Source organism: Cytobacillus sp. FSL R5-0377, assembly GCF_038004385.1.
Taxonomy (GTDB): domain Bacteria; phylum Bacillota; class Bacilli; order Bacillales; family Cytobacillaceae; genus Cytobacillus.
The window spans coordinates 3799320-3821829 of the sequence record NZ_JBBORA010000001.1; the positions used below are offsets into that span (position 1 = coordinate 3799320).

Consider the following 22510-nt stretch of genomic DNA (forward strand, 5'->3'; position numbering starts at 1 on the left):
GGCTTGACGCCTGCGCTTTTCATGTAAGGGGGTTGAACAGATGACATTGGATTCGCTTCTAACGAAAGCAACCCAATATGGTGAGAAAACAGTAGCCGTAGCCGCAGCGGAAGACGAAGAAGTGCTGGAAGCAGTTGCTGAAGCAATTAAGCTGAACTTAGCAAGCTTTTTATTGTTTGGGGATGAAGAAAAAATCAGTAAAATCCTTAATCAGAAGCATAGCAAAGCAGCTAAAAGCCCTAAAGTTAAAATCGTTCATGCAGAAACGGCTGCACATGCAGCTGAATTGTCAGTAAGGGCTGTGAAAGAGCAAAAGGCAAATGTGCTGATGAAGGGGAATATCCCGACAGCAGGCATTTTAAAAGCAGTCTTAAATAAAGAATTTGGTTTAAGAACAGGAAATGTGTTATCGCATGTGGCTGTTTTCGAGGTTCCAGGTTTTGAAAAGTTCACAATCGTAACGGATGCCGCTATGAATATTGCACCGGATCTTAATCAAAAAGCACAAATTCTAAAAAATGCAGTTCATATTGCAAATAGCATTGGAATCGAAAACCCTCTTGCAGCTCCTATTGCTGCAGTAGAGGCGGTTAATCCTGCTATGCAGGCAACTTTGGATGCCGCAGCTTTAACTCTTATGAATCAAAGAGGCCAGATTAAAGATTGTATAGTCGATGGTCCTTTGGCTTTGGACAATGCCATTTCTATTGAAGCTGCTGACCATAAGGGAATCAAAAGCGAGGTTGCCGGTCAAGCAGATATTTTATTGGTGCCGACTATAGAAGTTGGAAATGCTTTATATAAATCACTTGTCTACTTTGCCAAAGCAAAAGTAGGAGCTGTTATCGCAGGGGCTAAAGCGCCTATCGTTCTTACTTCAAGGGCGGATACGGCAGAAAGCAAGGTTTATTCATTGGCATTAGCGATATGCTCAGCAAAGTAATAACCAGCATTTTATAAATTGCAATAAAGAATATACTCACACGAACAAAAATTTTCTATAATCCGGGGAGGAAATATAACATGGAAATCTTTAAATACTTAGAAACTTATGATTACGAGCAAGTGGTGTTTTGCCAGGATAAACAATCAGGCTTAAAAGCTATTATTGCTATTCATGACACTACTTTAGGCCCTGCACTTGGCGGCACACGCATGTGGACTTATGAATCTGAAGAGGCAGCTATTGAGGACGCACTGCGCCTTGCACGCGGAATGACTTATAAAAATGCAGCAGCTGGCTTAAACCTTGGTGGCGGTAAAACGGTTATTATCGGTGATCCGCGCAAGGACAAAAACGAAGAGATGTTCCGTGCTTTCGGACGTTATATCCAGGGATTAAATGGACGTTACATTACTGCAGAGGATGTGGGCACTACTGTAGCTGATATGGATCTGATCCATGAAGAAACAGATTATGTAACAGGTATTTCGCCTGCCTTCGGTTCTTCAGGCAACCCATCACCAGTTACTGCATATGGCGTATACAGAGGAATGAAGGCTGCAGCAAAGGCTGCCTTTGGAACTGACTCGCTTGAAGGCAAAACAATTGCGGTTCAGGGTGTTGGTAACGTAGCGTTTAATCTTTGCCGCCATCTGCATGAAGAAGGGGCACAGTTAATAGTAACGGATATTAATAAAGAAGCAGTTCAGCGTGCGGTTGAAGAGTTCGGTGCTAAAGCAGTGGAGCCAAATGAAATTTACGGCGTTGAATGTGATATTTATGCACCATGTGCTTTAGGAGCAACGGTTAATGATGATACAATTCCTCAGCTGAAAGCAAAGGTCATTGCTGGAGCTGCCAACAACCAGCTTAAAGAAACCCGCCATGGTGATATAATCCATGAAATGGGCATTGTTTATGCACCTGATTATGTAATTAATGCCGGCGGAGTTATCAATGTTGCTGATGAGCTTTACGGATACAACCGTGAACGTGCAATGAAAAAAGTAGAAACTGTATATAACAATATTGAAAAAGTTATTGATATTGCTAAAAGGGATGGAATTCCGACATATAAAGCGGCTGACCGCATGGTTGAGGAAAGAATTGAAAGAATGCGTAATTCACGCGGACAATTCCTCCAAAACGGCCATCATATCCTAAGCCGCAGATAGGTTTTAGGAAGCAGGTGAATATAGCCTATCATTCCTGAAAGGCAAAGCGCTGAATGATGAATTCAGCGTCTTTGCCTTTAATAGCAGAGTAGAAAAAATACAGCGGGCAGATTAAATACCTGAGTAAGAGTATGTTTTTACAAGGGAGATTTCCGCTCTTTATGGAGGTTTAAACGTGCTAGAACAAGAACATCGAATTCTCGTCATCAATCCGGGATCCACTTCAACAAAGATTGGAGTTTTCGATAATGAGATCTCTGTCCTGGAGAAGACATTGCGCCATGATGCAGATGTCATTAACTCTTATGAAAGTATTATCGATCAGTATGAATTCCGCAAGCAGACCATTTTAGAGACACTGGATCATGAAGGAATCAATATTTCCAAATTAAGTGCAGTGTGCGGCCGCGGCGGGCTGCTTCGCCCAATTGAAGGGGGCACCTATTCAGTTAATGATTCAATGCTTGAGGATCTTCGTGCCGGTTATGCTGGTCAGCATGCTTCAAACCTTGGCGGAATCCTGGCATATGAGATTGCTTCCGGTTTAAATATTCCATCGTACATCGTGGATCCGGTTGTGGTTGATGAACTGGACCCAATTGCCCGTATTTCAGGCTTTGCAATGATTGAAAGAAAAAGTATTTTTCATGCATTGAATCAGAAAGCTGTTGCCAGGAGAGTGGCAAAGGAACTCGGCAAAAAGTACGGGGAGCTGAACCTGATCGTTACGCATATGGGCGGAGGTATTACTGTAGGAGCTCATAAAAAAGGCCGAGTAGTGGATGTTAATAACGGCCTTCATGGAGATGGGCCTTTCAGTCCGGAACGGGCAGGTACAGTACCTGCAGGTGATTTGGTGGGACTTTGCTACTCCGGCAGCTTTTATCGGGAAGAAGTGATGAAGAAACTTGTTGGACAAGGCGGTCTTGTTGGTTACCTGGGAACAAATGATGCCGTGAAGGTAGAAAAGATGATTGAAAACGGAGATGAGAATGCAAAGCTCGTATACTCCGCAATGGCTTATCAGGTAGCTAAGGAGATTGGGTCTTCCAGTGCAGTGCTTGGCGGAAAGGTTGATGCAATTATCCTTACAGGCGGTCTTGCCTATGGCAAGGGGTTTGTAAAAGAAATAAGTGAGCGGATTAACTGGATAGCTGATGTTATCGTCCAGCCTGGTGAAAATGAGCTTCAGGCACTGGCTGAAGGTGCACTTCGCGTACTGCGCGGTGAAGAGACTGAAAAAGAATATCCTGGAAAAACAGCTGGCAAAGCAGCGTTGAAATAGAAGGGGGAAGCAACTTGGCACAGGAATATGATTTGGTGATTTTAGGCGGAGGCACAGGCGGTTATGTAGCAGCCATCCGTGCATCGCAACTAGGTTTAAAAACGGCAATCGTTGAAAAAGGAAAACTTGGAGGGACTTGCCTTCATAAAGGCTGCATACCAAGCAAGGCGTTGCTAAGAAGTGCTGAAGTGTTTGCTACTGCAAAGCATAGTGAAGATTTTGGCGTAATGACAAGTGATGTATCTATTAATTTTGGCAAGGTACAGGAGCGTAAGAATAAAATCGTTGATCAGCTTCATAAAGGTGTTCAGCACTTGATGAAGCAGGGAAAGATTGATGTTTTTGAAGGGACAGGCCGCATTCTTGGACCATCTATTTTCTCTCCAATGCCAGGGACAATTTCTGTTGAAATGAACAATGGGGACGAAAATGAAATGCTGATCCCTAAAAATGTTATCGTAGCAACTGGATCTCGCCCGCGCACCCTGCCAGGTCTGGATATTGATGGAAAGCTTGTAATGACTTCAGATGAAGCATTAGCTTTGGAAGAAGTGCCAAGCTCCATTATAATTGTTGGCGGCGGTGTCATCGGTATTGAATGGGCATCTATGTTATCAGACTTTGGTGCTGATGTAACAGTAATCGAATATGCAGACCGCATTATTCCTACAGAAGACAAAGAAATTTCTAAAGAAATGCAGCGCCTTATGAAGAAAAAAGGAATCAAAATTGTTACAGGAGCAAAGGTACTTCCTGAAACTCTTCAGAAAGGTGAAGGAGTAACTATTTCAGCTGAAGTGAAAGGTTCCCAAAAGGAATTTTCCGCGGAGAAATTGCTTGTTTCTGTTGGCCGTCAGGCAAATACAGAGGGCATCGGGATTGAAAACACAGATATTCAAATAGAAAAGGGATTTATTGCAGCAAATGAATACTTCCAGACAAAGGAATCACATATTTATGCGATTGGTGACGTCATTGGCGGACTTCAACTGGCGCATGTTGCCTCTCATGAGGGGATTGTTGCCGTGGAGCACATTGCAGGCCAGAATCCTTCTCCAATTGACTACAGTCTGGTTTCTAAATGCATTTACAGTTCACCTGAAGCAGCAAGTGTAGGATTAACAGAGGATGAAGCAAAAGAAAAAGGCCATAATGTGAAAACTGGCAAATTTTCATTCCGGGCAATCGGAAAGGCACTTGTATTTGGAGAATCTGACGGCTTTGTCAAAATTGTTGCAGATAAAGATACAGATGATATCCTTGGTGTTCATATGATCGGACCGCATGTAACAGATATGATTTCAGAAGCTGGCCTTGCACGCGTTCTTGATGCAACTCCTTGGGAAGTAGCACATACTATCCATCCGCATCCGACGTTATCTGAAGCAATCGGTGAAGCTGCCCTTGCTGTAGATGGAAAAGCAATCCACGGGTAAAGATCCGTTTAAATAAACAAGTCCAGGTTTCCAATTGGAGCCCGGACTGATACATATTAGCTTAGGAGGTTGTATAAATGGCTGAAAACCGTCATAAAGATTTAGGTTTAAGTGATGAGAAAGTTCTTGAGATGTATGAGACGATGCTATTAGCCCGCCGTCTTGATGAGCGCATGTGGCTTTTAAACCGTGCGGGAAAAATCCCATTCGTTATTTCATGCCAGGGGCAGGAAGCTGCACAGGTAGGTGCCGCATTTGCTCTTGATCGGGAGAAGGATTATGTTCTGCCGTATTATCGTGACATGGGTGTTGTTTTAACATTTGGCATGACTGCAAAGGAGTTAATGCTGTCAGGGTTTGCTAAAGCGGAAGATCCAAATTCAGGCGGCCGCCAAATGCCTGGACACTTCGGACAAAAGAAAAACCGAATCGTGACAGGGTCTTCTCCTGTTACTACACAGGTGCCCCATGCTGTTGGGGTAGCTCTCGGCGGAAAGCTTGAAGGGAAGGACCTGGTGACTTTTGTAACATTTGGAGAAGGTTCTTCAAACCAGGGGGATTTCCATGAAGGTGCGAACTTTGCGGGTGTTCATAAGCTTCCTGTAATCTTTATGTGTGAAAATAATAAATATGCAATCTCTGTTCCGATTGAAAAGCAGCTTGCTTGCGAGAATGTATCTGACAGAGCCATTGGCTATGGAATGCCGGGTGTAACAGTTGACGGAAATGATCCGCTTGAAGTTTATAACGCTGTGAAAGAAGCAGCAGACAGAGGCCGCCGCGGAGAAGGCCCGACTTTAGTTGAGACCATTTCTTACCGTTTAACACCTCACTCATCAGATGATGATGATCGAAGCTACCGTGCTCCTGATGAAGTGGCTGAAGCGAAAACTAAAGATCCGATTATTACTTTTGGCGCATATCTGAAAGAAAATGGTGTAATGGACGATGCGATTGAAAAAGAGATCAATGACCGGGTTATGAATTTGGTAAACGAAGCAACTGACTATGCTGAAAACGCTCCATATGCAGAAGCGGAATCTGCTTTAAAGCATGTATATGCTGAACAGTAAGGGGGAGAGAATATGGCTGTAATTTCTTATATCGATGCGGTAACTATGGCAATCCGCGAGGAAATGGAAAGAGATTCAAAGGTATTTGTTTTAGGTGAAGACGTAGGTAAAAAAGGCGGCGTATTTAAAGCGACACAAGGGCTATATGATAAATTTGGCGAAGACCGCGTTATTGATACTCCGCTTGCAGAATCAGCAATTGCAGGGGTTGGAATCGGTGCAGCCATGTATGGAATGCGTCCAATTGCAGAAATGCAATTTGCAGACTTCATTATGCCGGCTGTTAACCAGATAATTTCAGAAGCGGCACGCATCCGCTACCGTTCAAATAATGACTGGAGCTGTCCGATAGTAGTCCGTGCACCATATGGCGGCGGTGTTCATGGAGCCCTATATCATTCCCAGTCTGTTGAAGCAGTATTTGCGAATCAGCCGGGTCTTAAAATTGTTATGCCTTCTACACCTTATGATGTTAAGGGGTTATTAAAGGCGGCTATCCGTGATGAGGACCCTGTGCTGTTTTTTGAGCATAAGCGCGCATATCGCCTGATTAAAGGCGAGGTTCCTGATGATGATTATGTACTTCCAATCGGTAAAGCAGATGTAAAACGCGAGGGAGAAGACATCACGGTCATCACTTATGGCCTATGTGTCCATTTTGCTCTTCAGGCTGCTGAAAGACTTGCTAAAGATGGCATCTCAGCGCACATCCTGGATTTAAGAACGGTATATCCGTTAGATAAAGAAGCAATTATCGAAGCTGCTTCTAAAACAGGAAAAGTTCTTCTTCTTACTGAAGATAATAAAGAAGGCAGCATCATGAGTGAAGTTTCTGCCATTATTGCAGAAAACTGCCTGTTTGAATTGGATGCGCCAATCAAACGCCTTGCCGGTCCTGATGTACCAGCAATGCCATATGCCCCGACTATGGAAAAATACTTTATGGTTAATCCGGATAAAGTTGAAAAAGCAATGCGTGAACTTGCTGAATTTTAATAAGGAAAATCGTTAAATAAATACAGAAGCGCAGATGCAGCTCTCCGGATTGAGACAGTTCTGGATTCAGCTGCACGATCTGCATGACCCGCGAAAGTGCGGGCAGCTAAAGGAGGTTACCCAATGGCTATTGAACAAATTAAAATGCCCCAGCTGGGGGAAAGTGTCACAGAAGGGACAATCAGCAAATGGCTGGTTTCCGTTGGCGATAAAGTAAATAAGTATGACCCGCTTGCTGAAGTAATGACAGACAAAGTAAACGCAGAGGTACCGTCCTCGTTTTCAGGTGTAATCAAAGAATTAATTGCAGAAGAAGGCGAAACCTACGAAGTAGGCCAGATAATATTAACAATTGAAACTGAAGGCGGCGGAGAAGCAGTTCACGATGCTCCGGCTGAAACAAAAGCAGAGGAAAAAGCTGCAGCTGCACCTGAAGCTCCTGCACCATCTTCACAGGTTACACCAGCAGATGCTCCAAAAGGAGTCCGCTATTCACCTGCTGTCTTAAAGCTTTCTCAAGAGCATGGCATAGACTTGAGCCAGGTGACAGGTACAGGCGGCGGCGGACGCATCACCCGTAAAGATCTTATGAAAATCATTGAGTCCGGAGATATTCCTACAGCAGCAGCTGCTGCAGCCGCACCGGAAAAGACTGAAGCACCGGCTCCATCTCCAGCTCCTTCCCAGCCTGCAGCATCCAAGCAAGCAGCGCCGGCACCAAATGTACCAGTATTGCCAGGTGATGTGGAAATCCCTGTTACCGGAGTGCGCAAGGCGATTGCTGCCAATATGCTCCGCAGCAAACACGAAGCACCTCATGCATGGACAATGATGGAAGTGGATGTTACAAATCTTGTTGAATACCGCAACAGTATTAAAGGTGAATTTAAACAAAAAGAAGGCTTCAACCTTACATTCTTTGCTTTCTTTGTAAAAGCAGTTGCACAAGCCCTTAAGGAATTCCCGCAGATTAATTCCATGTGGGCAGGTGATAAGATTATCCAGAAGAAGGATATCAACATCTCCATTGCAGTCGCTACAGATGATGCGTTATTCGTTCCGGTCATCAAAGCAGCTGATGAGAAAACGATTAAGGGTATTGCCCGTGAAATCAATGATCTTGCACTAAAAGTACGTACAGGTAAACTGACTTCCGCTGAAATGCAGGGTGGAACTTTCACTGTGAATAATACCGGATCATTCGGTTCTGTTCAGTCAATGGGAATCATTAATTATCCGCAGGCTGCCATTCTTCAGGTTGAATCCATTGTAAAGCGCCCTGTGGTCATGAATAATGGCATGATTGCAGTACGTGATATGGTTAACCTATGTATGTCTCTGGATCACCGTGTGCTTGATGGCCTGGTTTGCGGCCGCTTCCTGCAGCGCGTGAAAGAAATTCTGGAAAACACATCAAAAGATAATACAACTATTTATTAATAGATTAAATTGCCGCTCCCTGCTTTAGGGCAGCGGCTTCTTATTGTTCATTGCTTGTTTCTCATTTGTATACTAAAATAGATATATGGAGAATTTAGAATTTTATTATAATTTTTAGCGGCATTGTTTCTTCACGGAAGCAGGTCCGCTGCCGCACGAGGGGAGGGAACGCTGTCAGCTACAAGGACAGCATAATATGTCATTAAAGCAAATGATTGAAGAAAAATTCCCGCAGCAGACTAATAAAGACTGGGAACAAAGTGCAGAAAAAGCTCTAAAAGGGAAACCTCTAGAAACATTATCACGAAATACATATGAAAACATAAAATTGAAACCGCTTTATTCCAGAGAGGACCTGGCCGAATGTCCCTTTTCTCAGTATCCGGGCATAGAAGATTTTAGAAGGGGTTCATATGCTGCAGGATACCTGAGAGAAGAATGGAAGGTTGCGCAGAAAGTTAGTGCTGTAACTTCTGAAGAGCTGGCAGAAAAACTCCTTGATGCCGCAGCGAAAGGACAGACAGCGCTGGCTTTCCAGCCTGAACAGCTGACAAATCCAGAGAAGATCAGCATCGCTGTGGGAGAACTTTATAAAAAATATCCTTTTAGCGTAGATGCCGGTCCAAATATCCGTCAATTATTAGAAGAACTTGCAAAATTAAGTGAAAGTGAAAAAATTACAGGATATATTGCAGCAGACCCGCTTGCTATTGTTGCTGCAGACAAAATGAACGATCGCTCAATTGATGAACTTTACGCTGATTTGAATGAAACGACTAATGCCGCAGCTGAACATATGCCTAGTTTAAAAACCATTATGGTAAATACTGCTGTTTATCATAATGGCGGCGCGCATGCCATTCAGGAACTTGCTTTTTCATTGGCAGGAGGAGTAAATCACCTGCAATATTTTCTTGGTAAAGGCAAAAAAATCGAAGAAATACTATCCAAAATGCTATTTAATTTTGCCATAGGCTCAAATTTTTTTATGGAGATTGCCAAACTTCGTGCGGCAAGGGTTTTATGGGGCAAGGTGGCAGAAGTTTATGGAGCTGAGAGTGACAGTAATAATATGGTTATATCAGCAGAGACGTCATCATTTACAAAGTCAGCTTATGATCCTTATGTGAATGTGCTGAGAGCTGGTAATGAAGCGTTTGCAGCAGTTTTGGGTGGAATCCAATACCTGCATGTCAGCCCGTATAATGAACCGGAAGGGACTCACTCTTCTTTTTCAGACCGTATTGCCCGAAATACCCAGCTGGTTCTAATGGAAGAGGCTCATCTGCTTAAGGTCTCTGACCCTGCGGGCGGCTCCTGGTATGTAGAGCATCTGACGAATGAACTGATTGATAAAGCCTGGGAACTATTCCTTGAGATAGAAGATCTGGGAGGATTAGCTGAAGCCCTCCAGACAGGGTGGGTTCAGAATCAGGTTAGTCAAGTTTTTGAAAAAAAGCAAAAAGATGTTCATACAAGAAAACAAAGTATTATCGGAACGAATATCTATGCTAATCCTGATGAAGAGCCGCTTAAAGTAAAGGAAATCATTGAAACCGGCAATAGTGTTATCAAGCCTATTCCACAGGTTCGGCTTTCAGAGTCATTCGAAGGTTTACGGTTTTTATCTAAAAGGTTAAAGGAAAAGGGGATTCATCCTCAAGCAGGGCTTATATGCCTTGGAGAATTGAAAGATCATAAGGCCCGTGCTGATTTTATTGCAGGCTTCCTGGCACCCGGAGGGGTTAATGCAGTTAGAAGCGATTCTGTAGTCAATCTTGAACATGCTGCAGCCTTTATGCATAAAACAAATTTCAGGCATTATTTTATTTGCGGATCCAATGACCAATACGAAAGAATGGCAGTGCCTTTAATTAGGAACTTGAAAAAAGCTTTTCCCTCAGCTGTCATCTATTTAGCCGGCCTTCCTGAAAAGCAGACAAGTGCTGAATATGAGAAAGCTGGAATTAGCGGATACGTTCATATGAAAAGCGATTGCTATGAAACTCTCTTAACTATCCTGAACGAGATGGAGGTGGGGAAAAGTGACCAATAAACCAGATTTTAAAAGCCTGGATATCCATAAAGTAAAACAATCAGCAAAGAATGAATGGAAAAGAAAAGCGGAGAAAGAAATCAATACATCCATTGATAATCTTCTGTTTGAAACAAATGAGAGGATAATGATAAAGCCGCTATATACAAATGAAGACCTTAAAGATCTGGAGCACCTAAACGCTAAACCGGGTCTGCCTCCATATACAAGGGGACCCTATTCAACCATGTATGTGAACAGGCCCTGGACAGTCCGCCAATATGCCGGATTTTCTACTGCAGAGGAAAGCAATGCTTTCTATCGGCGTAATCTTGCAATGGGGCAAAAAGGCTTATCAGTCGCTTTTGACCTTGCTACCCATAGAGGCTATGATTCTGATCATCCAAGAGTCGAAGGGGACGTAGGGAAAGCTGGCGTTGCCATTGATTCCATCCTGGATATGAAAACGCTGTTTGATGGAATCCCTTTAGATCAAATGTCTGTATCCATGACAATGAATGGAGCAGTTTTGCCTGTTATGGCTTTTTATATCGTCACAGCGGAAGAGCAGGGAGTAAGCCAGGAGAAGCTTTCGGGGACGATCCAGAATGATATTTTAAAAGAATATATGGTGCGCAACACCTATATATATCCGCCGGAAATGTCCATGAAGATCATTGCTGATATATTTGAATATACATCAAAATATATGCCGAAGTTCAATAGCATCAGCATCTCTGGCTATCATATGCAGGAAGCGGGTGCACCTGCTGATATTGAGCTTGCCTATACGCTTGCAGATGGACTTGAATATGTTAGAACTGGACTTAAAGCCGGAATCGATATTGATTCCTTTGCACCGAGACTCTCTTTCTTCTGGGCCATTGGTATGAACTACTTCATGGAAGTGGCAAAAATGAGGGCAGCACGCTATATCTGGGCAAAAATGATGAAGACCTTCCTGCCTCAGAATCCGAAATCTATGGCGCTTAGAACACATTCTCAAACTTCTGGCTGGAGCTTAACCGAGCAGGACCCTTTTAATAATGTAACAAGGACACTCATTGAGGCGCATGCTGCCGCGATGGGGCATACTCAATCCCTTCATACGAACGCATTGGATGAAGCTATCGCATTGCCGACAGATTTTTCAGCCCGTATAGCGAGGAATACACAGCTGTATCTTCAGGAGGAAACAGGGATCACGAACGTAATAGATCCATGGGGCGGTTCTTATTATGCAGAAGCCTTAACAGATCAGTTAATTAAGCGCGCCTGGGAGCATATTGAAGAAATCGAGAATCTTGGGGGAATGGCAAAAGCCATTGAAACAGGATTGCCAAAAATGAGAATCGAGGAAGCGGCTGCCAGAAGGCAGGCACAAATCGACTCCGGAAAAGAAACTATTATTGGTGTGAATAAATACCGGCTGGAAAAAGAAGAGCCGATTGACATTCTGGACATTGACAACACAGCTGTACGATTAAAGCAAATTGAAAAGCTGGAGAGGCTAAAGGCTTCCCGCGACAATGAGAAAGTTGCCGAGGCCCTCGAGGCCCTTACAAAAGCTGCTGATTCAGGGGAAGGGAACCTCCTTGAGCTTGCAGTAGATGCAGCAAGGGCTAGAGCCACGCTTGGCGAAATTTCCAGTGCAATTGAAAAAGTAGCCAGCCGCCATAAAGCAATTATTCGTTCAATAAGCGGCGTGTACAGTTCTGCTTTTTCTAACGAAGAAGAAATAGCGGAAGTAAAGCAGATGACAGATGAATTCCTTGAAAATGAAGGAAGAAGACCGCGGATTCTGATTGCCAAGATGGGACAGGATGGGCATGACAGGGGGGCAAAAGTCATTTCAACAGCCTTTGCCGATCTTGGTTTTGATGTGGATATCGGACCTCTGTTCCAGACACCGGAAGAAACAGCTCTTCAGGCTGTCGAAAATGATGTTCATGTCATTGGCATCAGTTCTCTTGCTGCAGGCCATAAAACCCTTCTTCCTCAGCTTGCTGCTGAATTGAAGAAGCTGGAAAGGGAAGATATTATTATTGTTATCGGCGGGGTAATTCCGGCACAGGATTATCAATATTTATATGAACATGGTGCATCTGCCATTTTTGGACCGGGCACCATCATTCCAGTGGCTGCTCAGAAGGTCATCAGGGAAATATACAGCCGTCTTGGGTATGAGGAAGTGACCCAGTAAATGACTGAGGATAAGAAACCGGAATGGTTTGATGATCAAAAGCCAGAAAATTTTACAAGCATCGTGCGAAGTGGTGTGGAGTCAGGTGAGCCGAAGCAGAAATTCGAAAAAAGAGGCAGGTTTCAAAAAAAATCTGCCTCTCTGCCTGATCTTAACGTACTTGAAGAAGGAATCATGAGTGGCAGCAGAGCAGTGCTTGCACGTGCGATCACTTTGATTGAAAGTAATGCAGAGCATCATTTCCGTCATGCACAGGAACTTCTTCACAGACTTTTGCCTCATTCAGGCCAATCGCTTAGGATTGGGATAACCGGAGTGCCAGGGGCAGGGAAAAGCACGTTCATTGAATCGTTCGGGACATATCTTTGTGATGCCGGCTTAAAAGTAGCTGTGCTTGCCGTAGATCCGAGCTCCAGCTTGAGCGGCGGCAGTATCCTTGGGGATAAAACCAGGATGGAGCAGCTATCCAGAAACCCTCTTGCTTTCATAAGACCTTCTCCTTCAGCAGGCAAACTGGGAGGAGTTCACAGGAAAACAAGAGAGACCATGCTGCTGTGTGAAGCAGCTGGTTTTGATGTTATTCTGGTTGAAACAGTCGGTGTGGGACAAAGTGAAGTGATTGTCAGGGAAATGGTGGACTTTTTCATGCTGTTAACATTGACAGGGGCAGGGGATGAATTGCAGGGAATGAAAAAGGGGATTATGGAACTGGCTGATGCGGTAATTGTCAATAAAGCTGATGGAAGCAATAAAGCATTGGCCCAGAAAACCAAGTCTGAGTATAACCGGATCCTTCACTTTCTTCAGCCGGCTACCAAAGGATGGCAAACCCAAGCCTATACCTGCTCATCTGTCTTTGGTGAGGGCATCCCTGAGATCTGGAATGTGATTAAAACATTTGAAAATACCGCAAAGACCTCAGGTGTTTTTGAGGAAAGAAGAAGGCTTCAAACAAAACAATGGATTCATTCTATGATCCTGGATCAGCTTCAATTCAGCTTTTTTTATCACCCTGCCATAAAACCGCTGCTTCCCAAAATCGAAAACGAGGTCATCGCAGGAAACAGGACAGTTACATCTGCAGTTGAAGAATTATTTAATATCTACACTAGAAGATAGAATTTTTGTTCCGGCTCAGCTTTTTCCTGAAATCAAAAAATGGCCAGTGCCTTGCGGGCACTGGCGAATCTAGGGAGTTTAGGGGTATGGATCTAGCTGTAGTTTTATATTTCCCCGATTATCCAAAAGCTAAACTTTTTTATTCGAAAAATTGACTTGATTGTAAATTTTACTTTTGTATTGGTATTATGTATATAGTCAAGAGAATTCTTAACTGAGGAGCGATGACTTTGAATATGGATTTTAACTTATTTATGAATGATGTTGTCAGGCAGGCGAGACAGGAAATAACACATGCCGGCTATACGGAACTAACTACACCTGAAGAAGTGGAAGAGGCCCTTAATAAAAAGGGAACTACGCTAGTAATGGTGAACTCTGTCTGCGGATGTGCAGGCGGAATTGCCCGTCCTGCGGCCATGCATTCCCTGCATTATGATAAGCGCCCTGACCATTTGGTTACGGTATTTGCCGGGCAGGATAAAGAAGCAACTGAAAAAGCCAGATCTTATTTTACAGGTTATCCGCCATCATCACCATCTTTTGCACTTCTCAAAGATGGAGAGATATGCACGATGATCGAGCGTCACGAAATTGAAGGCCATGAGCCTATGGCAGTTGTTCAGAAACTGCAGGATACCTTTGAAAAATATTGCGAAGAGCTTTAAAAAAGAAAAGCGGAAGCGCCTTGCCTGCCCCGGCATGCTTGTGATCTGCATGGGGCAGGCTGCTTGCGCTGAAAGTAATCGACATTCTAAGTTTATACCAGGAAAGGTCCCGAATTTCGGGACCTTTTTATTTATGTACTTATCTGAATAATAAGACTTCTTCTAAATATTTAAAAACCTTATTGCATAAATATAAAAATCTGTTAAAATTCATTTTAGTGAATATTTATTAATAGTTATGCAGAGATTATTCATATTTTATAGGGGGAAACAAAAATGAAAAAAGTGATCTTGATTGCATTAAGCGTACTCTTAGTCAGCTTATTGGCTGCATGCGGCACAAGCGAAGAAGCCAGCACTGGAAGCGGATCAGGAGAAAAATCAGATAAAAAAGTATTAACTATGGGTACCTCAGCGGATTATCCGCCATTTGAATATGTAGATTCCGCAAAAGGAGAAGAAATCATCGGCTTTGATGTGGATTTGGCCAAAGCGATCGGTGAGAAATTAGGCTATGAAATCCAAGTGAAGGATATGGACTTTAATGGACTGATACCTGCACTGGAAACAAGCCAGGTTGATTTTGTTTTAGCTGGTATGACACCTACTGATGAGCGTAAAGAAAACGTTGATTTCAGTGATGTATATTATACAGCGAGCCATATGATTGTTTCTAAAAAAGACAGCGGAATTGAATCATTGGAAGATTTGAACGGAAAAACATTAGGTGTTCAGCTTGCCTCCATTCAGGCAGATAAAGCAGAAGAAATTAGTGAGACAGTTGATATGACTGTGGAAAACCGCAACCGCATCCCTGAATTGGTTCAGGAAATTATGGCAGGCCGATTTGATGCAGCCATGATTGAAGATACGGTAGCAAAAGGATATTTTGAAAAAAATAAAGACCTGGCCGGCTTCACAATTGAAGAAGATGAAACAGAGGCGGGTTCTGCCATTGCTTTTCCAAAAGGCAGTGAATTAACTGAAAAATTTAATGCAGAGCTTTTGAAGATGAAAGAAAACGGTGAATTGGAAAAATTGATCGTAAAATGGTTTGATAACAAATAATTCGCTGGGAATTGGCGTCCAAGGCATATTTTCCTTTGGACGCTTTATTCTTACCGGAAAATAAATTACTAGTAGAAAGGATGGAAAGATAGTGAATCTGGATTTTCAGCAGTTCATTCCCTCCCTTCCATATATACTTAAAGGCATTGGCGTCACGCTGCAAATTGTGTCTATGGCAGGCATACTGGGCTTTGTATTAGGTATTATTCTATCATTCTTTAAAATTAGCAAATTTAAACTTCTAGGCTGGATTGCAGATGCCTACACATCCGTTTTTAGAGGAACACCTCTTGTTCTTCAGCTTATGCTCATATATTATGGATCACCTCAGCTGATCGGCTATAAAATTGATCCTTCCACAGCTGCAGTCCTGTCTTTTGGGCTTAATTCTGCGGCTTATATTTCAGAAATTATCAGGGCGGGAATTCTGGCGGTCGATAAAGGACAAAGTGAAGCGGCAATGGCACTGGGCGTTCCATACAGGCCGGCCATGATGGATATCATACTTCCGCAGGCAATGAAAAACATTTTGCCCGCTTTAATGAATGAGTTTATTACACTTACAAAAGAGTCTGCAATCGTAACAGTCATTGGGGTAACAGACGTGATGCGCCGGGCTTACATTGTGGGAGGCGAAAAGTTTTCCTACTTCGAACCGATACTGATTGCCGGGCTGATTTATTACATTATGGTTATGGTCCTGACTGTTCTAGGAAAAGGAATTGAAAGGAGAATGAGACGCAGTGATTAAGGTGGAAAATTTGCATAAGCATTTCGGCAAACTTGAAGTACTTAAAGGAATTTCAACCAATATTAATGATGGTGAAGTAGTGGCTGTAATAGGTCCGTCCGGTTCGGGCAAATCAACGTTCCTCCGCTGCATCAATCTTCTGGAGATGCCGACAGACGGGAGGATTATGATTAATGGGCAGGACATTACGGATAAAAGTACGAACATAATGAAAGTGCGCGAAAATGTAGGGATGGTGTTTCAGCATTTTCATTTATTCCCTCATAAAACGGCCCTTCAAAACCTGATCTACGCACCGATGAAGGTTAAAGGAATTTCAAAATCGGAAGCTGAGAAAATAGGGCTTGGGCTTTTGGAGAAAGTAGGATTATCTGCTAAAGCACACGAATATCCCAATCGGTTATCCGGTGGGCAGAAACAAAGGGTGGCCATTGCAAGAGCTCTTGCAATGCAGCCTGAAGTTATGCTATTTGATGAGCCAACCTCTGCACTTGATCCGGAAATGGTGAAGGAAGTGCTGGATGTAATGAAGGATTTAGCACATACGGGTATGACAATGGCAATTGTCACCCATGAAATGGGCTTTGCGCGTGAAGTGGCAGACAGGGTGCTGTTTCTGGATGGCGGAGTGCTGGTCGAGGATTCTTCACCTGAAGAGTTTTTTTCTAATCCTAAAAGTGAACGCGCAAGGGATTTCTTGCAAAAAATGCTATAATCGATATATGCTATGGGAGAAGATGATCAAAGGATCATCTTCTCTTTCGCATTTAAATACATAACAGCCTTCTAATAAGGGGCAATTGAACATAGGAGTATGAATAAATGAGGTACAGAATTGGCTACCGGACAATCAAGACTGCAGTGGGAACTTCCATCAGCATCATGATTGCACAGATGCTGCAGCTTGATAATTTTGTTTCTGCAGGCATCCTGACTATATTATGCATAAAAGTAACAAAGAAAAAATCACTCCGGGCTTCTTGGGACCGATTTTTCGCCTGTCTGCTGGCAATGGCATTTTCGTCTTTGTTTTTTGAAGGCATTGCTTACCATCCGCTTGTAATTGGACTGCTGCTTCTGTTTTTTATTCCGGCAGCTGTCATGGCAAAGGCCAGCGATGGAATTGTGACAAGCTCAGTTATTATTTTGCATATTTATTCTGCAGGGGAGGTTTCAAAGGAACTCTTACTGAATGAATTGGGGATTATTATTGTCGGAATCGGTGTTGCGCTAATTGCGAACCTCTATATGCCGAGCCTGGAATCGAAGCTTAAGGAATATAGGCAGGAAATAGAAGAAAACTTTAAAATTATCTTTGACGAAATCGTCAGTTATTTGCGTACCCATGAAAGCAGCTGGGACGGCAGAGAAATAACGGAAACAATGGAATTGATTGATGAGGCAAAAGCACTGGCTTTCAGGGATGTTGAAAACCACTTTCGAAGAGATGAAAATTTATATTATCATTATTTTAAAATGAGAGAGAAACAATTTGAAATTATTGAAAGGGTTCTTCCGAGTGTAACCTCCATTGCACTTCCTGTTGAACAGGGGGAGATGATCGCTGATTTTATTGAAGAATTATCTGAGCATATCCATCCTGGCAATACAGCCATTCAATTTCTTGAAAAACTGTACAGAATGAGGGTTTCTTTTGAAAATATGGAGCTCCCCAAAACAAGGGAGGAATTTGAAGCACGTGCCGCCCTGCTGCATTTTGTAAAAGAAATGGAACAGTATTTAATTATAAAGAGCTCGTTTAGAGGAATAAAGGATAAGGTTATGAATCAAAACGGGACCTCAGAAGCAAACTAAGGAAAAGGATTGGAGCGTGAACTGTCATGCTGAAGTTTGCTGCAGCGGCTGTCTTGTTTTTTTCACTATCCCCAATCTGGCCATTGGGGCCTAATCCGCTGCCTGGAGATCCATTTCTAATTGTCAATAAACAGACAAATGAAATTGCGATTATAAAGGATCAAAAAGTGCAGCATGTCATCACAGCTGCAACTGGGAAAACGGATGACCTTACACCGGAAGGGCTGTTCACTGTGACTGTGAAGGCAGCTGATCCTTACTACAGAAAAAAGGACATAAAAGGCGGTGACCCCCGTAATCCGCTTGGCACAAGATGGATAGGGTTTGACGCAAAGGATACTGATGGCAGAATCTACGGCATTCACGGGACGAACGATCCTTCATCAATCGGCAAATATGTTTCCAATGGCTGTATTAGATTGCAAAATGAGGCCGTCGAGTCGTTATATGAATGGGTGCCGATTGGAACAAAGATCTTAGTAGTCACGTCAGGTAAAGGCTTTGACGAACTTGGAAAAGATTACGGTGCCATAAATAAAGATAACTGAAAAAAAGTACAGCTGCATCTGACTGGATGCAGTTTTTTTTTTATGGGGTGGATCATCTTAAGATTGGGACTATGCAGTTCGTATTTTCACCCGTACTGTTCGAAGCTGGGCTGGGTTCAGGCTCTCCCCTCTCGGATTCTTGCTTTTGTGTCCGAAGCTCTCCCTGCTCGTTAGGTTTAAGCTGAAAAGCATTTCACAAAACTCCTGTAAAAAAAGTAAACAAATTGTATTCCGCCAGAAAAAAACTGCCCGGAAGTGCCATCCTGAGCAGCTGAAAGCTGAATAAATTTTCTTGTTATAAAAACATCGACATACCCATAATGAGGGTAGATGCAAGCATTGCAAATATCATTAAATAGACAATCACTTTCGCTAGTTTTTTATTTGACATTCTATGCCTCCTCGTCCCAATTATTACTTTTATTGTACTAAGAATCATCAAATTGAACAACCGCTCAATTTTTTAGAGGAATTTCGACATTTTTAACGAATATTTAAATAATAGACTCTAAATATGCCCATTGTTGCTGGGAAGTTGATAAATTGAAACTTCAAAAGGCGGGGAGTTTATCTCGGCTAATGGAGTTGAACCAATCGGGCTTTACGGGCAGTTTGTTCCCGCTCATCCAGCATTGACTATTAAAGTCTTGGAAGCGGGGCTTACTAAATACCTGTAAGACTTCGATGAATTCCGACATTCATAAGGAGGTAAACAGATGATTAAGAAGGTGGACCATATTGGGATTGCTGTCAGGTCTATTAATAAAGCGCTTCCATTTTATATTGAAACGCTTAAGCTTGAATTTCTCGGAATAGAGGAAGTGGACAGCCAGGGAGTAAAGGTTGCGTTTATTAAAGCGGGGGAAACAAAGCTTGAGCTGCTGGAGCCAACAAGCGAAGAAAGCCCAATTGCCAAATTTATAGAAAAGCGGGGAGAAGGGCTGCATCATGTAGCACTGGGAGTTGACAGCATACAGGAGCGCATAAACGAAATGAAGGAACAGGGTATCAGGATGCTGCAGGATGAACCGAAGGCTGGTGCAGGAGGTGCCCATGTAGCCTTTATGCATCCGAAATCAACAGGCGGTATTTTATATGAATTTTGTGAAAAGAAAGGATTGAAATAAAGCATGGCAGACATCTATGAGAAAATAAATGAGTTATACGACCGGCGCAGGGAAGTCGAACTGGGCGGCGGGGATGAGCGTATACAAAAACAGCATGAAAAAGGGAAACTGACTGCCCGGGAACGAATCGATTTATTAGTGGACCCGGGAACTTTCGTTGAGCTGAATCCATTTATTGAGCACCGCAGCACAGATTTTGGACTGGAAAACCAAAAAGGGCCTGGTGATGGTGTTGTAACTGGTTATGGAAAGGTCAACGGACGGCCGATTTTCTTATTTTCACAGGACTTTACTGTTTTTGGAGGAGCCCTCGGGGAAATGCATGCAAAAAAAATTGCCAATGTAATGGATTTAGCAGCTGAAAATGGAGCTCCATTTGTAGGCTTGAATGATTCCGGCGGCGCCAGAATTCAGGAAGGCGTTGTTTCTCTTGATGGATACGGCCATATTTTCTACCGGAACTCCATTTATTCAGGAGTTATACCGCAGATTTCAGTCATTATGGGACCTTGTGCCGGCGGTGCAGTATATTCTCCAGCAATCACTGATTTTGTCTTCATGGTGGAAAAAACAAGCCAGATGTTCATAACCGGCCCTAAAGTAATTGAAACGGTAACAGGGGAGAAAATTTCTCCTGAGGATCTGGGCGGTGCCCGTGTGCACAATACAATCAGCGGAAACGCGCACTTTAGAGGGGAGACCGAAGAGGAAGTGATTGAGCAGGTGCGGAGTCTGTTAAGCTACCTTCCTCAGAATAACGAAGAAAAGCCGCCTATGTCGAAATGGGATGAGGACGATGATTACCGTCCTGATTTGACAGATGTTATTCCCTTTGATGCCCTTCGTCCATATGACGTTCGAAAAGTCATTGAACAGGTAGTGGATCATGATACGTTTATGGAGGTACAGCGCGACTTCGCTAAAAATATTGTTGTCGGCCTGGCCCGGATTAAGGGTGAGACGGTAGGACTTGTCTGCAATCAGCCGAAGGTAATGGCAGGAGGCCTTGATATAGATTCTTCTGATAAGGCCTCAAGGTTTATCCGGTTCTGTGATTCCTTTAATATTCCGCTTATAACCTTTGAGGACGTTACAGGATTTTTTCCGGGTGTAAAACAGGAGCATGGGGGAATTATCCGGCATGGCGCAAAGATTCTTTATGCATACTCAGAAGCAACAGTGCCAAAGCTTACGGTTATTTTAAGAAAAGCATTCGGAGGTGCTTACGTTGCCCTTAACAGTAAATCTATTGGCGCAGATCTTGTTTTTGCATGGCCGAATGCGGAGGTAGCCGTAATGGGTCCTCAAGGGGCAGCCAACATTATTTTTGCAAGGGAAATCCAGAACAGTGATGATCCCGAGACCACCAGGGCACAAAAAATCGAGGAGTACAGAGAAAAGTTCGCCAATCCATATGTGGCCGCAAGCCGGGGCATGGTGGATGATGTAATCGATCCGCGTGAGACCAGAATCAAAATCATTCAGGCGCTTGAGATGCTGCGCAATAAAAAAGAAAGCAGGCCTAAGAAAAAGCACGGGAATATCCCGCTCTAATGGATTCCTGATTTGCTGTGCTAAAATTTTGGGAGTATACTTGCTTAGTAAGCTTAAATTTGGAGGTTTGTACATAAATGATTAATGAGGAACGCTTATTAAACGAATTTCTGGAACTGGTGCAAATTGATTCTGAAACAAAGTATGAAGCTCAAATTGCCAAAGTTCTGAAGAAAAAATTCAGGGATCTGGGGGTTGAGGTGTACGAAGACGATACAACTTCACAGACCGGGCATGGTGCAGGCAACCTCATCTGCACTCTTCAGGGAACGAAAGAAGGAATAGATACCATTTATTTCACTTCACACATGGATACAGTTATTCCTGGTAAAGGAATTAAACCTTCCATCAAGGACGGCTATGTTGTAACCGATGGAACAACGATCCTGGGTGCTGATGACAAAGCGGGACTTGCCGTTATGCTCGAAATTGTTAAAGTCCTGAAAGAACAGAATATTGCTCATGGAACTATTCAGTTCATTATCACAGTTGGTGAAGAATCCGGACTGGTTGGAGCAAAAGTTCTCGATCCTTCCCTTATTAAAGCGAAGTTTGGCTATGCACTGGACAGTGACGGCAAAGTCGGAAATATTATCGTTGCCGCTCCAACCCAGGCTAAAGTTAAAGCGGCAATCCTAGGGAAAACAGCTCACGCAGGTGTTGCACCTGAGAAAGGTATTTCTGCAATTACCATGGCTTCGAAAGCGATCTCAAGAATGCCGCTGGGCCGCATTGATGAAGAAACAACGGCAAATATCGGTCGGTTTGAAGGCGGACAGCAGACGAATATCGTATGTGATCATGTTGATGTATTAGCAGAAGCACGTTCATTAATTCCTGAAAAAATGGAACAGCAGGTAGCTAAAATGAAGGAAGCATTTGAAAGTGCGGCCGAGGAAATGGGCGGAAAAGCTGAAGTGGATGTTCAGGTTATGTACCCTGGCTTTAAATTCGGCGAAGGTGATCATGTCGTGGAAGTAGCACGCAGGGCGGCTGAAAAAATCGGCCGCAGCTCCGAGCTTCTTCACAGTGGCGGCGGAAGCGATGCAAACGTAATTGCTGGCTTTGGCATTCCTACAGTTAACCTTGCTGTCGGCTATGAAGAAATTCATACAACTAATGAGCGCATGCCAATTGAAGAATTAAATAAACTGGCGGAAATGGTCATTGCCATAATTGAAGAGGTTTCAGCTTAAGCTGTATAAAAGAGAACCAATGCTGGTATTATCCCCAATAGGTAGACTTGAAAAAAAGAGGACATGATATGATGTTCT

General features: G+C 43.2%; 20 protein-coding genes. 19 read left to right on the forward strand and 1 reads right to left on the reverse strand.

What is annotated here, in order from left to right:
• The first annotated feature begins 40 nt into the window (after positions 1-40).
• The 16 genes from yqiS (at position 41) to NSQ49_RS19425 (ending at position 18555) form a co-directional block, all read left to right on the forward strand.
• Positions 41-943: a phosphate butyryltransferase gene (yqiS, locus tag NSQ49_RS19350; protein WP_159865257.1), complete on the forward strand. Its 903-nt coding sequence runs from the start codon at positions 41-43 to the stop codon at positions 941-943.
• 80 nt (positions 944-1023) lie between these two features.
• Positions 1024-2118 (forward strand): branched-chain amino acid dehydrogenase, encoded by a 1095-nt coding sequence (bcd, locus tag NSQ49_RS19355; protein WP_061791231.1) that lies wholly within the window; start codon positions 1024-1026, stop codon positions 2116-2118.
• Positions 2119-2293: 175 nt separating this feature from the next.
• Entirely contained in the window at positions 2294-3403 is a 1110-nt protein-coding gene (gene buk / locus NSQ49_RS19360; RefSeq protein WP_251283710.1) for a butyrate kinase, read from the forward strand.
• Positions 3404-3417: 14 nt separating this feature from the next.
• Complete coding sequence (gene lpdA, locus NSQ49_RS19365; RefSeq protein ID WP_251283711.1) at positions 3418-4839, forward strand: dihydrolipoyl dehydrogenase; 1422 nt, start codon at positions 3418-3420, stop codon at positions 4837-4839.
• Between the two features lie 77 nt (positions 4840-4916).
• On the forward strand, positions 4917-5912 hold the full coding sequence (locus NSQ49_RS19370; protein WP_159865266.1) for a thiamine pyrophosphate-dependent dehydrogenase E1 component subunit alpha: 996 nt from the start codon (positions 4917-4919) through the stop codon (positions 5910-5912).
• A 12-nt stretch (positions 5913-5924) separates the two neighbouring features.
• Entirely contained in the window at positions 5925-6908 is a 984-nt protein-coding gene (locus NSQ49_RS19375) for an alpha-ketoacid dehydrogenase subunit beta (protein WP_251283712.1), read from the forward strand.
• 123 nt (positions 6909-7031) lie between these two features.
• Positions 7032-8348: a dihydrolipoamide acetyltransferase family protein gene (locus NSQ49_RS19380; RefSeq protein WP_159865272.1), complete on the forward strand. Its 1317-nt coding sequence runs from the start codon at positions 7032-7034 to the stop codon at positions 8346-8348.
• 196 nt (positions 8349-8544) lie between these two features.
• Entirely contained in the window at positions 8545-10404 is a 1860-nt protein-coding gene (locus NSQ49_RS19385) for a methylmalonyl-CoA mutase subunit beta (RefSeq protein WP_251283713.1), read from the forward strand.
• Complete coding sequence (gene scpA, locus NSQ49_RS19390; protein ID WP_251283714.1) at positions 10394-12586, forward strand: methylmalonyl-CoA mutase; 2193 nt, start codon at positions 10394-10396, stop codon at positions 12584-12586. The genes NSQ49_RS19385 and scpA overlap by 11 nt, the downstream gene beginning before the upstream one ends.
• Positions 12587-13705: a methylmalonyl Co-A mutase-associated GTPase MeaB gene (meaB, locus tag NSQ49_RS19395; RefSeq protein ID WP_251283715.1), complete on the forward strand. Its 1119-nt coding sequence runs from the start codon at positions 12587-12589 to the stop codon at positions 13703-13705. It begins immediately after the preceding gene.
• Between the two features lie 230 nt (positions 13706-13935).
• Complete coding sequence (locus tag NSQ49_RS19400) at positions 13936-14373, forward strand: BrxA/BrxB family bacilliredoxin (protein ID WP_159865284.1); 438 nt, start codon at positions 13936-13938, stop codon at positions 14371-14373.
• Between the two features lie 276 nt (positions 14374-14649).
• On the forward strand, positions 14650-15441 hold the full coding sequence (locus NSQ49_RS19405; protein ID WP_159865287.1) for a transporter substrate-binding domain-containing protein: 792 nt from the start codon (positions 14650-14652) through the stop codon (positions 15439-15441).
• Between the two features lie 91 nt (positions 15442-15532).
• The gene (locus tag NSQ49_RS19410; protein WP_251283716.1) at positions 15533-16192 is read left to right on the forward strand and encodes an amino acid ABC transporter permease; all 660 of its coding nucleotides are present in this window, start codon (positions 15533-15535) and stop codon (positions 16190-16192) included.
• A complete protein-coding gene (locus tag NSQ49_RS19415; protein WP_159865293.1) occupies positions 16185-16907 on the forward strand; it encodes an amino acid ABC transporter ATP-binding protein in 723 nt (240 codons plus the stop codon). The genes NSQ49_RS19410 and NSQ49_RS19415 overlap by 8 nt, the downstream gene beginning before the upstream one ends.
• A gap of 107 nt (positions 16908-17014) precedes the next feature.
• Positions 17015-18007, forward strand: coding sequence for an aromatic acid exporter family protein (locus tag NSQ49_RS19420; RefSeq protein ID WP_159865296.1), 993 nt, complete (start codon positions 17015-17017; stop codon positions 18005-18007).
• Between the two features lie 26 nt (positions 18008-18033).
• Positions 18034-18555: a L,D-transpeptidase gene (locus NSQ49_RS19425; RefSeq protein WP_251283717.1), complete on the forward strand. Its 522-nt coding sequence runs from the start codon at positions 18034-18036 to the stop codon at positions 18553-18555.
• A 295-nt stretch (positions 18556-18850) separates the two neighbouring features.
• On the opposite strand, the gene prli42 is transcribed toward NSQ49_RS19425, so the two are convergent.
• Positions 18851-18946 carry a stressosome-associated protein Prli42 gene (gene prli42 / locus NSQ49_RS19430; protein ID WP_152539676.1) on the reverse strand — a complete coding sequence of 32 codons (96 nt, stop codon included), beginning with the start codon at positions 18944-18946 and terminating at the stop codon, positions 18851-18853.
• Positions 18947-19271: 325 nt separating this feature from the next.
• Here prli42 and mce point away from each other — a divergent pair, with 325 nt between their 5' ends.
• The 3 genes from mce to NSQ49_RS19445 all read left to right on the forward strand — a co-directional run bounded on the left by mce (position 19272) and on the right by NSQ49_RS19445 (position 22432).
• The gene (mce, locus tag NSQ49_RS19435) at positions 19272-19682 is read left to right on the forward strand and encodes a methylmalonyl-CoA epimerase (RefSeq protein ID WP_159865302.1); all 411 of its coding nucleotides are present in this window, start codon (positions 19272-19274) and stop codon (positions 19680-19682) included.
• A 3-nt stretch (positions 19683-19685) separates the two neighbouring features.
• On the forward strand, positions 19686-21236 hold the full coding sequence (locus tag NSQ49_RS19440; RefSeq protein WP_251283718.1) for an acyl-CoA carboxylase subunit beta: 1551 nt from the start codon (positions 19686-19688) through the stop codon (positions 21234-21236).
• A gap of 77 nt (positions 21237-21313) precedes the next feature.
• Positions 21314-22432: a tripeptidase T gene (locus tag NSQ49_RS19445; RefSeq protein ID WP_159865308.1), complete on the forward strand. Its 1119-nt coding sequence runs from the start codon at positions 21314-21316 to the stop codon at positions 22430-22432.
• Positions 22433-22510: the final 78 nt, after the last annotated feature.